The organism is Paenibacillus sp. Soil766, assembly GCF_001428105.1.
Lineage (GTDB): Bacteria > Bacillota > Bacilli > Paenibacillales > NBRC-103111 > Paenibacillus_E.
Window position 1 is genome coordinate 22,026 of sequence record NZ_LMSJ01000026.1, and the last position, 17,772, is coordinate 39,797.

16 protein-coding genes are annotated in these 17,772 nt (G+C 37.7%); all 16 read left to right on the forward strand.

Annotated elements, in window-relative coordinates:
- The 16 genes from ASG89_RS20585 (at position 1) to ASG89_RS20655 (ending at position 17,695) form a co-directional block, all read left to right on the forward strand.
- A complete protein-coding gene (locus ASG89_RS20585; RefSeq protein ID WP_063868047.1) occupies positions 1-1,791 on the forward strand; it encodes an ABC transporter ATP-binding protein in 1,791 nt (596 codons plus the stop codon).
- Positions 1,760-2,767 (forward strand): nucleotidyltransferase family protein, encoded by a 1,008-nt coding sequence (locus ASG89_RS20590; protein WP_057312956.1) that lies wholly within the window; start codon positions 1,760-1,762, stop codon positions 2,765-2,767. The genes ASG89_RS20585 and ASG89_RS20590 overlap by 32 nt, the downstream gene beginning before the upstream one ends.
- A 205-nt stretch (positions 2,768-2,972) precedes the next feature.
- Entirely contained in the window at positions 2,973-4,916 is a 1,944-nt protein-coding gene (locus tag ASG89_RS20595; RefSeq protein WP_057312957.1) for an asparagine synthase-related protein, read from the forward strand.
- Positions 4,917-4,930: 14 nt separating this feature from the next.
- A complete protein-coding gene (locus tag ASG89_RS36530; protein WP_157276740.1) occupies positions 4,931-5,059 on the forward strand; it encodes a paeninodin family lasso peptide in 129 nt (42 codons plus the stop codon).
- Positions 5,060-5,194: 135 nt separating this feature from the next.
- Positions 5,195-6,130, forward strand: coding sequence for an ATP-binding cassette domain-containing protein (locus ASG89_RS20600; RefSeq protein WP_057312958.1), 936 nt, complete (start codon positions 5,195-5,197; stop codon positions 6,128-6,130).
- The gene (locus ASG89_RS20605) at positions 6,127-6,435 is read left to right on the forward strand and encodes a lasso peptide biosynthesis PqqD family chaperone (protein ID WP_057312959.1); all 309 of its coding nucleotides are present in this window, start codon (positions 6,127-6,129) and stop codon (positions 6,433-6,435) included. Before ASG89_RS20600 ends, ASG89_RS20605 begins: the two co-directional genes overlap by 4 nt.
- The gene (locus tag ASG89_RS20610; RefSeq protein ID WP_057312960.1) at positions 6,432-8,237 is read left to right on the forward strand and encodes an ABC transporter ATP-binding protein; all 1,806 of its coding nucleotides are present in this window, start codon (positions 6,432-6,434) and stop codon (positions 8,235-8,237) included. The genes ASG89_RS20605 and ASG89_RS20610 overlap by 4 nt, the downstream gene beginning before the upstream one ends.
- Before the next feature lie 35 nt (positions 8,238-8,272).
- On the forward strand, positions 8,273-8,728 hold the full coding sequence (locus ASG89_RS20615) for a lasso peptide biosynthesis B2 protein (protein WP_057312961.1): 456 nt from the start codon (positions 8,273-8,275) through the stop codon (positions 8,726-8,728).
- A gap of 21 nt (positions 8,729-8,749) precedes the next feature.
- Positions 8,750-9,937, forward strand: a complete 1,188-nt coding sequence (locus ASG89_RS20620) for a nucleotidyltransferase family protein (protein WP_057312962.1) — start codon at positions 8,750-8,752, stop codon at positions 9,935-9,937.
- A 151-nt stretch (positions 9,938-10,088) separates the two neighbouring features.
- On the forward strand, positions 10,089-10,811 hold the full coding sequence (locus ASG89_RS20625) for a glycosyltransferase family 32 protein (protein ID WP_057312963.1): 723 nt from the start codon (positions 10,089-10,091) through the stop codon (positions 10,809-10,811).
- A gap of 45 nt (positions 10,812-10,856) precedes the next feature.
- Positions 10,857-11,438, forward strand: coding sequence for an acyltransferase (locus ASG89_RS20630; RefSeq protein WP_235549855.1), 582 nt, complete (start codon positions 10,857-10,859; stop codon positions 11,436-11,438).
- The gene (locus tag ASG89_RS20635) at positions 11,431-12,666 is read left to right on the forward strand and encodes a glycosyltransferase (RefSeq protein WP_057313046.1); all 1,236 of its coding nucleotides are present in this window, start codon (positions 11,431-11,433) and stop codon (positions 12,664-12,666) included. The genes ASG89_RS20630 and ASG89_RS20635 overlap by 8 nt, the downstream gene beginning before the upstream one ends.
- Positions 12,663-13,775 (forward strand): polysaccharide pyruvyl transferase family protein, encoded by a 1,113-nt coding sequence (locus tag ASG89_RS20640; RefSeq protein WP_057312965.1) that lies wholly within the window; start codon positions 12,663-12,665, stop codon positions 13,773-13,775. The genes ASG89_RS20635 and ASG89_RS20640 overlap by 4 nt, the downstream gene beginning before the upstream one ends.
- A gap of 17 nt (positions 13,776-13,792) precedes the next feature.
- Positions 13,793-14,977 carry a glycosyltransferase gene (locus ASG89_RS20645; protein WP_057312966.1) on the forward strand — a complete coding sequence of 395 codons (1,185 nt, stop codon included), beginning with the start codon at positions 13,793-13,795 and terminating at the stop codon, positions 14,975-14,977.
- Between the two features lie 19 nt (positions 14,978-14,996).
- Complete coding sequence (locus ASG89_RS20650; RefSeq protein WP_063868049.1) at positions 14,997-16,553, forward strand: lipopolysaccharide biosynthesis protein; 1,557 nt, start codon at positions 14,997-14,999, stop codon at positions 16,551-16,553.
- A gap of 35 nt (positions 16,554-16,588) precedes the next feature.
- Entirely contained in the window at positions 16,589-17,695 is a 1,107-nt protein-coding gene (locus ASG89_RS20655; protein ID WP_057312967.1) for an acyltransferase, read from the forward strand.
- The last annotated feature ends 77 nt before the right edge of the window (positions 17,696-17,772 follow it).

Here is a 17,772-nt window from a genome sequence, read left to right on the forward strand (position 1 = left end):
ATGAATGGTTTGTTGAAAATGAAAGAAGCTCGCCGCACGTATAAAGTTTTGAAGCCGTATATCAGGCAACACCGAAAACCTTACATAGGTCTCTTCCTCCTACTCTTCATTGAAATTATGCTAACTATTGGATTCTCATGGTTTTTTGGAACGATCACAGATGCAGCAATTCATAGTGACATCACACGGATGAAATGGTTAGTACCTCTTGGTATCACACTTGTTCTAATTAGCATTACCTCCACTTATCTATTTACCCTTTGGGAGACGATTGCCACCAACGCAGTTAAAAGGGACTTCTCTGAGCAACTTTTCAAACATATTTTACAATTACCAGGTAAACAAGTAGAACGTATTCATTCTGGTGATTTATTAGCTCATTTCACGAATGACATTCATAATCTGGATGGTATTATTGGCAGCAGCCTAATAAATTTGATTAAGCTACCTTTTATTTATGGTGCTGTTCTCATTTATTTACTGCAAATTCATTGGAAACTAGCGCTTTTATGTACATTTGTAGCACCGGTGGCCATGGTTTCTGGGGTTATCTTTGGCATATTACTGCGTAATAATAATAGGCGAATTCAGAATTTGGTTGTTCAATTTAATGTGTTGCTAAATGAAACATTCCAAGGTTTTTTCGTTATACGCTCCTTCCTCATGGAGAAAGCAGTATTCACGAAATATGCGATTAAAAATAAGAAGCTCTATGCGTTGGAACTGAACAATGCTAGGCTGCGTGGCTGGTTCTATGTGGGAAGTCAAGCAGCCGCTTCGATAACATTTCTTGTCAGTCTGTGCTTAGGTTCCTACTATATTTCCATTGGTTTGTTATCTGTAGGAGCTTTATTAACTTTCATCAATCTCGTCAATCATTTGGTGTATCCATTAACCGAGTTCGCTGGGCAATGGGCTGGTATACAGAAATCGATGTCGGCGATGGAGCGGATATTTCGTGTATTGGAGATCGAAGTGGAATCCGATGATTTCCCAGCTGCGATGAGAGTTGAACCGTTGGTATCTTCTATTACCTTCAACGATATTACTTTCCACTATGAGGGGCAGGCCAATTTATTTGAACACTTGAATGTACACATTCCAGCAGGGAAAATCGTAGCCATAGTTGGTTTAAGCGGAGCTGGGAAGACTACGTTATTCAATTTACTTCAGGGCTTCTACAAACCGCAAACGGGTGAAATTGCCATTAATGGACGCCAAATCTCAAACCTGTCGGTTTCTGAGCGAAGAAGTCTATTCGCCCATGTTTCTCAGGAGACGATGCTATTCAGCGGTACGATAAGAGATAACTTGCTAGTTGCACGGCTCGATATTACTGATCGCCAAATGGTTGAAGCAACGAAAATGGCTGGAATTCATACCTATATTTCTACGCTGCCTCAGGGCTATGATACAGAGATTGGAGAAAACGGGTTGAAATTATCGGGTGGACAACGACAACGATTGGCGATCGCAAGGGCGATTTTGAAAGAGGCACCCATACTATTATTAGATGAAGGTACCTCAGCCTTGGATAGCGAGACGGAATATCATGTGAAAGCGGCATTGGATCGCCTTATGCATAATCGGACCACGCTCATTATTACACATCGCCTAGCGTCTATTCACAAAGCAGATTATATTATCGTGATGGAGCAAGGGGAAATTGTGCAAATGGGGCGACATGAGGACATGATGCAGAAGGAAGGGGTATACCGTCGTTTGCAAGGGATGGAATCAAAGAGAGGAGAGTGGGGCTATGCTGATGCCTTTGATCAAAGCGTTGTATGATCCGCAAGCTGCTCTTCCGGGGGAGACGAAGTTGTATGAGAACGCACTGGAGGAAATCAAACGATTTTCTATAGGTTCACAACTGTACGCTTTGATCCATCAGCAAGGAAAATGGGCCCAGTTTCCTACTTTTTTTCAAGAACGTTTAAAACAGCTGTGTGATGAGACGCGGTGTCTGAATTTTTTTATCAAAAATCAACAGGACCAAATCCTTCGACAATTCGAGGCATCGCGTATTTCCGTCATTCCGTTAAAAGGTGTTCGATTTGCTGAGAAGTATTTCGGCCATTTCGGCGCGCGAGCAACTTCGGATATTGATGTATTAATCCAGAAGTCCGATTTGGATACCGCGATTGATTGCCTGAAATCTCTCGGGTTCGTCATTGAGGAGATGAGGTCTCCGTCTCACTTCCATTGGAGTTTCTCCAAACGATTGCCGTCTAGTCCGATTCCATTGACCGTTGAGCTGCATTGGAATGTACTTGTGGAACAAACGTCCAATATTAATATGAGGGAATTCTGGGAGCATGCGACGCCATTCGCCTCTTATCAGTACGTGAAGGAACTTTCCGTCTATCATACGTTCTATATGATTTGCTTGCACGGTTGGAGTCATTATATGGATTCACCTAAGTATTATATGGACATTATGCAATTGATTCATCGTCATCATAAGGCAATAAACTTTGATGTACTCTTCAAGGATGCTGCTTCACATCAAACACTAAAAAGATTACACCGCACGCTAATCAAAGTGTACGTTCATTTCCCACATCTAGGGGATTTCAAAGAACTTCCTGTGTCTTATAAGAAGGCGAGTAGTGCGTCTGGCAGCCCTTATTTGGTGGCATTAGCGAATAAGATTAATAATAAATTTTTCAACTTTGATTCGGCGTCGCATACATGGGCGGCACTGATCCACGCCCTCTCTAACTTGGGAAATTCAAGGATTTCTAGCAGAATAAAAAAGTTTTAATAAGCAGTTGACAGTGGAGATAGAAGATGATATTCTGAGATTGTTCTTGATAAAGAACGGCATGAGCGTAAATAGAGAACATTCAGAGAACGATAAGTGATGCTAAAGAGAATTCCTTATTTGAAAAAGTCATCACTAAATGTTCTCTAATAAGAATATACACCGGAAATACCATCTTTGAGTTTTGGCTATGTGGAGGGAAAGTATGAGTGCAATAACGGGGATCTATCACTTCAATCAAGCGCATGTGAGTACTGAATATGGCCAAAGATTAATGCAAGGATTACAGAAGTATCCATCTGATGATGTTCGGACCTGGTACGATCAGCAAATTTTTCTTGGCTGCCATTCGCAATGGATTACACCAGAATCAGTGGGGGAACGCAATCCATACTATGATTCAGCAAGGCGATTAGTAGTAGCCGCTGATGCGATTATTGATAACCGTGATGAATTGTTCCAGCTTCTAAATATAGAAGCGAGTAGGCAGAAATCGATGACAGACAGCGAGTTGATTGTACTAACTTATAGCAAATGGGGCGAGGATGCGCCTAAGTATTTAATTGGTGACTTCGCATTTATGATATGGGATGAGAGAAATCAGCTGCTATTTGGTGCAAGAGATTTCTCGGGCAGCCGCACGCTTTACTATCATTGTAACAAGGAACGTTTCGCATTCTGTACGGTGATTCAGCCTTTGTTAAGCTTATCCCAGGTGAATAAAAATATTAACGAACATTGGATTGCGGAATACTTGGCAAATCCAGGTGTAATCGAATGCGTTGATGATACGTCAACAGTGTTTAGAGACATTCAACAGTTACCTCCATCCCATTCCATTTCGATCACCGGTGAGAGAGTGACTGTATCGAGATATTGCAAAATCACGCAACAGGAAGAACGATTGAAGTTAAAGTCAGATAAAGAGTATGAAGAGGCGTTCTTGGATGTGTTTCAACAAGCGATCCAATCGCGGCTGCGAACACATCGTCAAGTTGGAGCCTTCTTAAGCGGAGGACTTGATTCAGGCACGATCGTTAGCTTGGCGGCAAGAGAATTAAATAAGCAAAATAGTAAATTACATACGTATAGTTACATTCCAGTAGAAGATTACATCGATTGGACACCTAAGAGTAAAGTAGCGGACGAAAGACCGTACATCCATTCGACTGTCAATCATGTTGGGAACATTACGGATAACTATTTGGACTTTAAAGGGAAAAGTGCATTAACCGAAGTAGATGACTGGCTTGAGATGCTTGAAATGCCCTATAAAATATTTGAGAATTCCTACTGGATAAATGGCATCTATGAAAAAGCGCAGAAGCAAGGTGTAGGGGTACTCTTAAGTGGTGCCAGAGGAAACAATACAATCTCGTGGGGACCTGCCTTGTCCCATTATGCTTCCCTATTAAAAGAAATGAAATGGATCCGCCTTTTTAGGGAAATGGAAATGTATAGCGCTAACAATGGTGTGAAAAAAACAAGGTTCATGAAGGCTATCGCTCAAAAGGCATATCCTTTCATGGTTCGCGGGAATGGACAGCAAATGGAGTATCACTTCCCAAAGTTGATTCATCCTGATCTTGCTGAGCGAACAGATGTTTACAAGAAGCTGCAGGCCTACGATATCGATTCAAATGGGTTTGCTAGTCCATCCAATATCTTTGAGACTAGAAAAAAGCACTTTGAACAAACATTCGTATGGAATCTAAATGGTACTTGTGGTACGAAATCATCACTACGCTACTCAGTCTGGAATCGAGATCCAACGAATGATTTGCGCGTGATCAAGTTCTGTCTCTCCGTTCCTGAGAATCAAACGGTGAAAGATGGCATGGATCGTGCCTTAATCAGAAGATCGACCAAAGGATTACTGCCGGATCAAGTGAGATTGAATCAACGAATTCGGGGTATTCAAGGGGCTGATGGTATTCATCGCATGGCGCCAGCCTGGGATTCTTTTATTCAGGAATTGCAGCAGCTTGTTAATGACCCGCAAATCTCGTCGTACATTAACATTCCGGTTGTCAAAGAAGCGATAGCTAGAATCGAGGGTATCTCGCGGCCGAATAATCCATTCGACGCAGATTATAGCATTCTAATGCGAAGTTTAATTATGTACAGATTCTTACAAAAAAATGCTTGAAGGGAGGTGAGTATATGAACAAAACATGGGAAAAACCAGAATTAGAAGTACTTGATGTGAAAATGACTATGACAGGATTTCCGGATCAACAGCGGGACTTCTTGGACACTAATAACACAGAACACCTTATGGGACCAAGCTAGATTCAAGTTATCTGATACTTATAATTCCTGTGTTAAAAGCCCTTATACTGGAAAGTATGAGGGCTCGTTTTTTAAAATTTAAGAATGTAATTGTTTGTGCAAAGTCCTACATGAAAAAGCTTGGAGTGGGTAATAATGCAAAGTTCCGTAAAAGACAACTATTATCGAGCCTTCGGATTTACCGTGGTAAGTGAAATTCACCTACCCGAGTTAGAACAAGTAAATGATATTCAGGGATCGCCTGATATCAGCATCGAGATTTCCGACTTAACAGAATTATGGGATAACATGGAAGCGGTGCTTGGAAAATATACAGTACGTGAGGAAAGAGTCATTTTTCAAATCCCTCATTTAGGTATATTTTGCATTGAACATGGAAAAAAAATACTCATTTCACCCGCCATTGGCTCAGACAAGGATGAAATTAGGCTTTATATATTAGGATCTTGTATGGGAGCGCTATTGCTTCAAAGGAAAATTCTCCCTTTACACGGCAGTGCAGTCGTTATTGAAGGAAATGCCTACGCGATTGTTGGAGATTCAGGAGCTGGCAAATCTACGCTTGCATCAGCCATTATGAAAGACGGATATCCTTTATTAAGCGATGATGTCATTGCCATTTCCTTCTCATCAGATCATCAAACGGCTTATGTGACACCTTCTTACCCGCAGCAGAAACTGTGGCAAGAAAGCATGGCACACTTTGGGATGGAAACAGCTGGCTATCGCCCGTTATTTAAAAGAGAAACCAAATTTTCAATTCCAGTTGCATCCAATTTTGAGTCAAAGCCTGTACCCATTGCAGGAATTTTTGAATTAGTCAAATCAGATGGGGAGCAAGTTGTCATTCAACGGATTCCTAATCTAGAGGGCTTATCCATGTTATATCATCACACATTTCGTAATTTCTTAGTTCATCGATTGAACCTGTCATCCTGGCACTTTGACATAACGGCTAAACTCGTTAATAAGCTGAGTCTATACCGATTAGAACGTCCTGTTTCTAAATTTACAGCACCAGATCTCGTATCTGCCATAATGACTACAATCTCTAGGAGGAATATATCATGATAACGAATCAGACACTTGATATCACACAAGAAGTTGTGCAAAAGGATGGGCATATCGTAAGTGATATGGGTGGAGAAAAAGTTATGTTAAGTATTGAAAATGGCAAATATTACAATTTGGGATCAGTTGGTGGGATTATATGGGATTTAATTCAAGAACCTATGAAAGTAGAGCATCTCATCGATAAATTAATAGAACAATATGATGTTGAACGATCCGTTTGCGAGGGGCATGTACTTTCATTTCTAGAGCATATGGTTAAAGAAGGGCTAATTCATAATAAAGAAACAGGGGATGTACGTTGAAATCCATTATTTACTGGGCAAAACGGTTGTATAACAATACCGGGAAAAAGTTGTATGTAAGCCTTTTCGGCATGATCCTCATTAGTCTATTTGAAGGAATTGGTATTATTATGCTAATCCCTATGCTGAATATGAGCGGAATCTTTGATTTGAATGTTACGCATATTCCGATATCTGATAAATTAGATGTTTTGCGAGAATTGCCACGTATCTGGGGCTTAACAGTCATTTTGGGGATTTATATTTTACTTGTACTTGGTCAAGGCGTGATGAAATGGATAATTACCGAAGGAAATACGAAGATTCATCAAGGTTTTATGCATCATGTTAGACTAGATACGTTTAGCTCATTGTTGCGGGCAAAATGGGACTTTCATTTGAAAAGAAGAAAATCAGATTATGTCAATTCATTGACCGCCGAAATAGCTGGTGTCAGTGGTGGGATTAATGCCTTATTACAACTGGTTACTTCACTCATTTTCACCTTGCTTCAAATTGGTTTAGCCTTTTGGTTATCTGCAAAGTTAGCCATTTTTGTTTTGGTTTGCGGGTTGGCTGTAGCTTTCATTTTCAGAAAATTTGTCCATAAATCCAAAGTAATCGGGCAGCATACCATGGAATTGGGGAAATATTATCTCGCAGGTATTACTGATCAATTAAACGGAATAAAGGACATTAAGAGTAATATGCTAGAGTATTCTCGTATGAACTGGATGAAGGAGCTCGATAGCCAAATACAGCAAGAGCAGCTCGCACACGTCAGATTGAAGAACACATCTCAGTTCGTGTATCAGACGGCAGCAGCACTCTTTATTGCACTTTTTATTTTCCTTTCGGTTGGCATCTTTCAATCACAGTTAGAACAGTTATTATTAATTATTCTCATCTTTTCCAGGTTGTGGCCTCGTTTAAATGGAATTCAATCGAATATGGAGAGCATAGCCGCTTCAGTTCCTGCCTTCACAGCACTGAAATTGCTTCATGATGAATGTAAAGAATCGCAAGAATTTACTATGCATGAGGCTGTATCTGCAGACGAGACCATTGATCTAAAGGAAAGCATAGAATGTCGGCAAGTGTATTTCCGCTATAACCGAAAACAGTCCATGTACGCACTCCAAAACATCAACTTACAAATCCCAGTTAATCGTATGACTGCTATAGTAGGACGTTCAGGGGCAGGGAAAAGTACATTGATCGATATCCTAATGGGACTTATGCTGCCAGAGGAAGGACAAGTTTTGGTTGATGGCGTGCCTTTAACACAAGAGCTCTTATTATCGTTTCGTGCATCAATTAGTTATGTCTCGCAGGATCCCTTCCTTTTCAATGCAAGTATAAGGGAAAATTTGCTGTTGGTTAAACCAGACGCTACCGAAGATGACATTCATGAGGCGCTTGCGTTCTCAGCATCAGCCGAATTTGTTGCTAAGCTCCCTCAAGGTCTGGATACAACAATCGGTGATCGTGGAGTTCGATTGTCTGGAGGCGAGCGTCAACGGCTTGTATTGGCTAGAGCTATACTTCGGAAGCCTTCCATTCTTGTATTAGATGAAGCGACTAGTGCCTTAGATACGGATAATGAGACGAAAATTCAAGAAGCTTTAGATTTGTTAAAGGGTAAAATGACAATTATCGTGATTGCCCATCGCTTATCAACAATTCGGAATGCAGATCAAGTTCTTGTCATTGATCAAGGAGCCATTGTTCAGACGGGGATTTTCAGTCAACTTGCCAATGAAAAGAGCAGCATGCTGAATCATCTAGTTGATGGACAGAATGTGGCAAGAAAGAATGGTTAGTTGGAATCATAACGATTATTCGGATGGAGTCAATGATGGTAATGATAACCATACTACGAAAGTTTATTTCATTAAAACGTAAGGCGATGTTTCTATTTATAGAGGCTTTTATTTATTTGGCGTGGGCTAGAATCCTCATATCGGTTCCCTTCGCTAAGATCGCGCCTTCGTTAGGTAAAGCAATGGAGGAATCGGCTCAGGATCAGCCTAATATCCGGAAAAGTGATCTCATTGGGATTCATGATGCGATTCAAATCATAAGTCGACATACATTATGGGAAAGCAAATGTTTAGTCAGGGCGATAGCAGCTATGAAAATGTTAAAGAGGCGCGAAATTTCCTGTACGCTTTATTTGGGGACGCGTAAAGATGAAACAGGTAAAATGATTGCACATGCCTGGCTTCGGAGTGGTCCGTTCTTTATTACCGGTGCGGAGGGTAAGGATGGTTATAGTGTTGTCGGAAAATTTGCAAATCATTATAACAAGTAGAATAAGGGTGGGAGGATCGAAATGAGTATTAGTTCGCAAGCGACATCAGCATTATTTTCAAAAGAATTGAAATTGCTGCTTGCATTTATGAATATGCCCCCCGGTGAAAAGCAGATCAATATGTGTAATGAAAACTTCAAAGACATTGATTGGGACGAGTTACTTGTACTGACTAGACATCACCGTGTATATCCGAATGTATATGATCATCTTAGGCAAATAAATGATGAGCGCATACCAGCATATGTCATACGGCAGTTGCAGAAGGACTATCAACGTAATACGTTCTCTATGCTGCATTTAAGCTCGGAAATGGGTAATATTGCCAAACAATGTAATGAAACGGGTATTCGTGTCTTAGTGCTAAAGGGACCAGTGCTGGCAGATGATTTGTATGGTGATGTATCACTTCGAACATGCAGTGATTTAGACATTCTTATTCCTATCGATAACCTGATGCAAGCAGAATCAATGCTTGTTGGACTTGGTTATGTGAAAGAGGAGGTCTACAAAACGATCCTTGGTGATTGGAAATGGCGGCATCATCACATCACATATAAACACCCTCAGAAGGGAATTAAACTTGAAATTCATTGGAGATTAGGACCCGGTCCTGGGAAAGAAATTCCTTTCAATGAACTTTGGGAAAATAAACGAATGTGTTCCATTACCAAACATCCTGTCTATTATCTAGGAAGAGAGGATTTATTCCTATTTCTTGCATCCCATGGCGCTCGTCATGGCTGGTCACGATTACGCTGGTTGGTGGACATCGACCGAATCCTTAGACAAGATTTGGAACATGATCGGCTTAAGTATCAACTAAAGAAATATCGTCAGAGTCATATTGCTGCACAAGCGATCATACTAGCTGTTAAGCTGCTACAAACGCCACTTACCAATGAACTTGAGTCTATAGCAATGGCTAAACGCGGGGGACATCTCGCTGAAGATGCTTATTTCTACATTCATCAAAAAGTAAATCTCCATACGATTCCTGTGCCAGATCATATTTCAAAATATCATAAACGTCATCTATTCTCTCTAATGACATACTGGCAGAAAGTATTGTTCATTTTAAGTTTTTTATATCCGTATCCAGAGGATGCTGAAACATTAAAATTACCTCAACCACTACATGTACTATACTTTCCATTACGTCCACTCCTATGGACATGGAGGAAAACGAAAAAACACGTGTTGTCATAGGCAAACTATGGCAAAGCCAAGTCATTTGTAAACGTTCTCTATTGAAGTGTAATTATGTTGACATGTTCTTTATAAAGAACTATACTTGAGATGAGTGGATGTTCTTTATAAAGAACTATTATTTTTGCTCAAATTAGGAGAGAGGTATCCCATGACAATTCCTAAGATTATTCACTACTGTTGGTTTGGACATAATGAGAAGCCCGATATCGTGAAGCGATGTATTCAAAGCTGGCATAACCATCTAAAGGACTATCAGTTCATCGAGTGGAATGAGAATAACTTTGATATCAGCTGTAATGTATATGTAAAAGAAGCTTACGAAGTGGGGAAATTTGCGTTCGTTAGCGATTATGCAAGGGTGTTTGCTCTTCATCACTTTGGTGGTATTTACTTAGATACCGACGTCGAAGTGTTCAAATCGTTTGATGACCTGCTGCATCATGACTCCTTTTGGGGATTCGAGCAAGAAAATTTCATAGCAACAAGTACCATTGGCGCCGCGAAAGGAAATAAGCTCATCCAGGATTTTATGGAATCCTATCATCATAAGAATTTCATTCGTGCAGATGGCAGCTTTGATTCCCTGACCAATGTGGCGATCGTCACGAAGATCCTTGGTGGTATGGGGGTCAAACCAAATGGTCTATATCAGGACATAGAGGGTGTAGGAACATTTTATCCGCAAACCTATTTTTCTCCTTATGACTACATTAACTGTCGAACATTCATGTCCAATCATACCTACGCCATGCATCACTTTTATAAGAGCTGGTTGCCACCTAAGGCACGATTCAAAAGCAATATGAAAGTAATCGTATCGAAAGTTATAGGTGGAGAAAATATTGCTAGAATACGGAAGCTATTGAGTTAAAAAAATAGTGGGGAGAAGAATATGATACGTATTATGCGTAAAATAATGTCTACAATTATCGCAGAAAGCCGCGGCAGGGGACTTTATTACACCGTAGTAATGAATCTAGTTCATATCATTGGGATTCTGAGGGCTTGCGTAAACAAGCTGATCTATTTGAAAAATATGAAATCCACCATATTCTCGCTTCAATCGAATAGTTGGATAGATGCATTTAGTAAACATGCAAAGATTCATATTGGGAAATATGTTTTTATCAGGAAAAATGTAAGCATCAGAGTCGATCACTTTGGAGAACTTTTTATTGCTGATAAAGTTTTTATTAATGACAACTGTATCATTAATTGTGCGCACAGAATTTCAATTGGCAAGTATACTAAGATAGCTCCAAATGTATGCATTAATGATCATGATCACAATTTTAAGAAATCCATCGAAGGTCATCTCCTTATGGGGGAAGTTATCATCGGAGATAATGTTTGGATTGGCTCTAATGTGGTCATTCTTCGCGACACGGTTATTGGTGATAATGCTGTTATCGCAGCTGGAAGTGTAGTAAAGGGGAATGTTCCTGCCAACACGGTATTCTTAAATAAAAGGGAAAAGAGCTATGTTCAATATGCATAAAATTTTGATTACAGTGTATGACATGGAAATTGGCGGAATCGAAAGAAGCTTAATCAACATGCTGGAGAGTTTCGATTACGATAACTATGAAGTGGATTTATTTATTTGTAGTCATTCAGGAGATTTCTTAAGTCTAATTCCAGAGAAAGTAAATGTACTGCCGCAGATAGCTAGCTACACGGTATTTAGGAAGTCCATGCTTCAATGTTTAAGGGAAGGGCATTTCTCGGCTCTATGTGTTAGATTGCTTAGCAAAGCAATCGCAGGAGTGAAAGCTAAAATAAGGAAACTTAAAGAGGGTTCGGGTTATATCCAAATGCAGCTTAATCTTAAATACGCTACTTATGTGTTGCCAAAGTTTAAGAAGAAATATGATTTAGCTATCAGCTATGCTTGGCCTCATGATATTGTAGCGAATAAGGTTGTGGCAGCTAAGAAAATTGCGTGGATCCATACAGACTACAGCGAATTAGAAATCGATAACGAAATTGACTGGGCTGTTTGGAACAAGTTTGATGCAATTGCATCCATCTCAGAAGCCGTTACGGAAGCATTTGTAAAGACATATCCTTCTCTGCATAACAAAATTAAATTGATCGAGAATATTACTTCGCCTGGGTTTATTAAGAAAATTGCGGATGAACAATGTCTATTAGACGAAAGCTACCAGGATTCCTATAACATCGTATCTGTTGGAAGATTGTCCTATGTAAAGGGATTTGATTTGGCTGTCAAAGCATTAAGGATATTACACGATAAGGGCCTTACTCAAATCAAGTGGTTCATAGTTGGATACGGTGGATATGAAGCGGAGCTAAAACAGCAAATCTTAGAGAATAAATTAGAAGACAGCTTTATACTTTTAGGCAAGCAAATAAACCCATATCCATTTATTAGGGGATGTGACTTATATGTTCAGCCGTCCAGGTATGAAGGGAAAGCAGTAACAGTGACTGAAGCGCAAATCCTAGGAAAGCCTATATTATTAACTAATTATCCTACGGCGAAAAGTCAGATAGAAGACGGGGTAGACGGGGTAATTTGCGGTTTAAGTGTTGAAGGGCTAGTTGATGGGATAGAGAGTTTGTATAGGAATAGTGACCTTAGAAATGACTTATCTTATAACTGCTTGCAAACAAGCTACAGCAACACATCTGAATTAAATAAACTATACAACATAGTGAATGTACCTGAGCAGAACTATGTGTTAAAGGAAGTGAGAGTATGAAGGTTTGTACAATTACTTGTCATGATGTGTATAATCATGGTGCCTCGTTACAGGCCTACGGTTTAATGAAATATCTAAAAAACTGTGGTCATGACGTAGAAATTATTGATTATAAACCTGATTATCTAAGTAATCATTACAATCTATGGCGCATTGCTAACCCCAAATGGGAAAAGAATCTTGTAACAAAGTGCTTATATTTGTCACTCAAAATACCTGAAAGAATATATGAACGTAGTAGAAAGAGAGCATTTGATAAATTTAAATCTAATTTCTTACACATCACGGATACTAGATATAAGTCAAATGAGGACTTAAAGAAAGACACGCCGTATGCAGATGCTTATCTATGTGGCAGTGACCAAATTTGGAACTGTTTACATAAGAATGGAAAGGATCCTGCGTTTTATCTAGACTTTGTCCCAGACGAAAAAATAAAGGCATCTTATGCCGCCAGCTTTGCCACAGATACGATCTCTGCCGAGTATCAACCGGTTGTGAAGCAACGAGTAGAGAAATTAGATGCTGTTGGTGTGAGAGAAAAAAGTGGCGTTGAAATCCTAAATAAATTGAATATCAATAAAGCAAATCAAGTTGTCGATCCCGTGTTTTTGTTAGATAAAAATGATTGGAACCAAATTTGTACAAAAGAATTCCAGGAAAAATACATATTAATTTACGACTTTGACAACAGCAGCCTAATTAAGAAAATAGCATTGGAAATTGCTAAAGAAAAGGGTTATAAAATTTACTCAGTTCATTCTGGTAAGCTCAAATACGCGGATAAGTACTTTACAGTAGATGGACCCGAGACCTTTGTATCCCTCGTTAGAAACGCACAATTCGTCATATCAAATTCATTTCATGCAGCTGTTTTTTCAGTTCTCTACGAGAGGTCGTTCGTTATTGTGAACAGAAATGAAGCAATAAACACCAGAATGAGAGATCTGCTGGACGATCTGCATCTAAAGGACAGACTAATAGATGAAAACTATAACTTAGAACAATTATTAGTAGCAATTGAGTATGAAGAGAGTAAGAGGCTTTTGAATGAAAAGATTAGACTTTCAAAGAAATATTTACAAGATGTACTTTCAATTCAGAAATAGGGCGAGAGGAGTCATGTATGAAAAAGAAGATACTATTTGTCATAGACTCTTTACATAGTGGAGGGGCAGAAAAAAGTTTAATATCCTTGCTAACTTTATTTGATTATCAGAACTATGAGGTAGATCTATTGATGTTTTCACCAGAAGGGTTATATTTACGATTATTACCGACAGAAGTTAATATTGTTAATGTTCCAAAAGATATACAGATGAAACGTAATAGAATAATTGAAATAATAAAAAGTGGGGATTTAAAGACTTTATTCTCAAGAATTGGGTTAGCTATACATAATAGAAATCCATATGCTATTAAAAAAATGCATGGAGCTCAAATAAATTGGAAGTGGATGACTAATAGAATAAGTAAGCTAGAACAGAATTACGATGTGGCAATCGCTTATAGTCAAGGAATGCCTACTTATTTTGTTGCAGAAAAGGTAAATGCAGGTAAAAAAATTTCTTGGTTCAATACAGATTATAAATCGGCAAAATATAATAGGAAGTTTGATTTTGATTATTTTGAAAAAATAGATAATATTGTAACTGTTTCTGAAGCATGCAAAGATGTCCTAATTGAAAATTTTGAGCAAATGAAAGAAAAGTTTGAAGTTATATATGATATTGTATCGCCTAAATTAATAAAGGAGATGTCAAATAAAGATAAAGGATTTATTGATACTAATGACGGTATAAGAATACTGACAATTGGAAGGCTTGTAGATGCTAAAGGATATGACTTAGCTTTAGAAGCATGCAATTTGCTTAAGAGTGAAGGAGTAAATTTCAGATGGTATGTACTTGGAGAAGGGCCGCTCAAATCTGAAATCCAAGATATTATTAAGGAAAAGAGACTAGAAGATAGATTTATTCTACTAGGAGTAAACTCTAATCCATATCCTTATATAAAAAATACGGACATATATGTACAGCCATCTAGGTTTGAAGGTAAACCTATAGCTGTTAATGAAGCGAAAGTACTTTGTAAACCTATTGTTGTTACAAATTTTAGTACAGTAAATAGTCAAATAACAAATGAGAAGAATGGATTAATAGTTGAAATGAACTCTCAAGATATATATAAAGGAATAAAAAAATTGATTAATAACAACAATCTGAGGCAACAGATCAGTTCAAATTTAATGTTGGAAAATGTAGGGACTGAAGAGGAAATAAATAAAATATATGATTTGATTAAGTCATGACTATGACGGTGGGTCTACAATGAGAGTACAAAAGGCAAGTATAAACGTTATCGTAAATTTATTAACTTTTTTATTAGGGTTACTACCATCTTTTATTGTGAGAAAAGCTTTCTTAGATACGTTAGGTAATGAATTATTAGGCTTAACATCATTATATATAAATATTATAGGCTTACTTTCCATAGTGGAACTTGGCATAGGGAGTGCTATCATATATTCCTTATATAAACCCTATGCTGAGAATGATCAAATAAAAGTCAAGGGTTATTTGAATTTTTATTCCAAATTTTATAATACTGTTGGGTGTATCATTTTAGTACTAGGCTTAATCATGACTTTCTTTCTACAACTTTTTACTAAAGACCAAATAAACTTACTAGATGCACAGATATATTTTCTGTTATTTTTGGTAAATACTCTGATTAGTTACTTTTTTTCATATAAGATTTGCATTTTAAATGTTGCGCAAGATGGTTATAAAGTATCGATAGGAACTACGGCTAGCAAATTATTACTTTCCGTTTTACAGTTTTCAATGTTGAAATTATATCCGAGTTTATCTGTCTTTTTAATTGTCCAAATCGTGGTTAGTTTACTCTATTTTCTATGTATGAATTTATACATAGACAAGAAATACCCCTGGATTAAGAAGACAGTGGGGACAATAAACAATGAGGAAAGAATATCTTTAATTAAAAATGTCAAAGCCCTATTCATGCATAAGATTGGCGGCATATTAGTATTAGGGAGCAGTAATGTAGTGATATCTGCTTTTATAAATCTCACGGTTGTAGGCATATTTAACAGCTATAGTATGATTTTAGGTGCAGCCCAAGGGTTAATTTCCAACTCACTCTCAGGCGTTTCAGCCAGTGTCGGTAATTTATTGGTGGATGGAGATAAAGATACGGCTTATAAAGTCCATAAGAGACTGTTCTTCTTAAGTTTCTGGCTAGTTTCCTTTGCAACCATTGCATTACTGAATACGATTGAACAATTTGTGCTGTTATGGTTAGGAGACGGTCAAGTGCTGGATCCTTTGACCATCATACTATTAGTAATAAATTTCTACTTCTTTTTAATGCGTGGGTCTGTTGAACGGTTTAAAGAGGGTGGTGGGATTTATGTTCAAGATCGATATGCCCCATTAGTTGAAGCTGCTATTAATCTAAGTTCATCAATTGTCTTTGTTACTTTAATAGGACTACCTGGCGTACTTTTAGGAACTTTAATAAGTAATGTGGCTGTTGTATTTTGGTTGAAGCCGAAAATGGTGTATAAGTATATATTTAAAGTCAGTTTAGTGGAGTATTTTATAATGTATATTAAGTACCTTTTGATCGGAGTTATTCCATTAACCATAACTTTCCTGGCAACAATATCGCTGAGAGATATGAAAAGTATTTATGCCTTAACAGGTAACTGTATCATCAATATCGTTCTAATTAACTTAATATATTACTTCATATTTAGGAAGAACGAAGAGTTCACTTATTTTAAAAATTTGTTAGGTAGTCTGTTTGGAAAGTATAAAATGCGATTTATTTCAATGCGTTTGAAACAAAAGGATTTTTAATGATTTTTATATTTTTAATCCAGGGGGTGAATGTAATGCCGACAGATATACAGAGGAATAACAGATTTCCAGAATTAGACTTTGTGAGAGCTATAGCTGTTATCGCGGTTATTGTAATCCATGTGACTAGTATTACATTGACAAAAATGGCTCCTGATCAATTCACATTTATTGCAAGTGTTATTTTAAATCAATTGAGCCGGTTTTGCGTACCGGCATTTTTATTTGTTTCGGGTGTATTGGCTTTTCACAGTTACAAGAGGCACAATTATTCGCTATTAATCAAAGGGAAGATAAAGGATTTAATTGTTCCTTACGTAGTTTGGACAATTTTGGGCTTAATATTTTTCTTATCATTCTCGAGTAATTATAAAGGTATCATTATGATCTTTCTAACAGGTAATGGGCCTTTTTACCAACTTTATTATATCCCTCTTCTATTTCAAATGTTTGTCTTATTGCCATTCATAATCAAACTTGCTGGTAGTAAAAGAATAGTAATCAGTATACTGCTTGTAAATATTTTAATGTATGTTGGGTATCAAACTTTACTATTGGGGGCTGTATTCAGCGATGATATAGTAGGATCAGCAAGTTCTATCCTACAGTCTACTTTTGTTGTTTGGATTAGTTACTTCTGTATGGGCGTATTTGCTGCGCTATATTACTCGCAATTACTTTTATTTATAAAATTAAAGCCAAAAGCATTCTTTGTTGCAATATATGTCATGTCTGCTGTTGCATTAATTGCTGATGCATATTTAGGCTTTAGTAGTGATAAACAAATGGGAGCAATGGGTCATTTCAGATTAACTGTCATGATCTATTCTTTTGCAACTATGGCACTGCTAGTGAAATTTGGGATGACATATAAAAGTAATTTATTTACTTATTTGCATAGAAATTCATTTGGCATTTATCTTATTCATGTCGCAGTTATTAAAGTTATTTTTATGCTATCATCGATTTTCTTCTCCAACCTATTTTTTATAATGTTAAGTACGCTGATAACCTTATTTGTCTCTTATGGCTGTGTTGAGCTTATTAAGAGGACTCCTATCTCATCATTGTTACTTGGGCAAAAAAAAAGTAGCAGGAACCAATCATCTGTAGTACCACTGCGTAATAGATTGGAACGTTAAGGACATGAAGGGACGAAGAGCTCGATTCTTTACGGGGACTTGCAGCCATGATAGTTATATTATAACATTTATTCCTA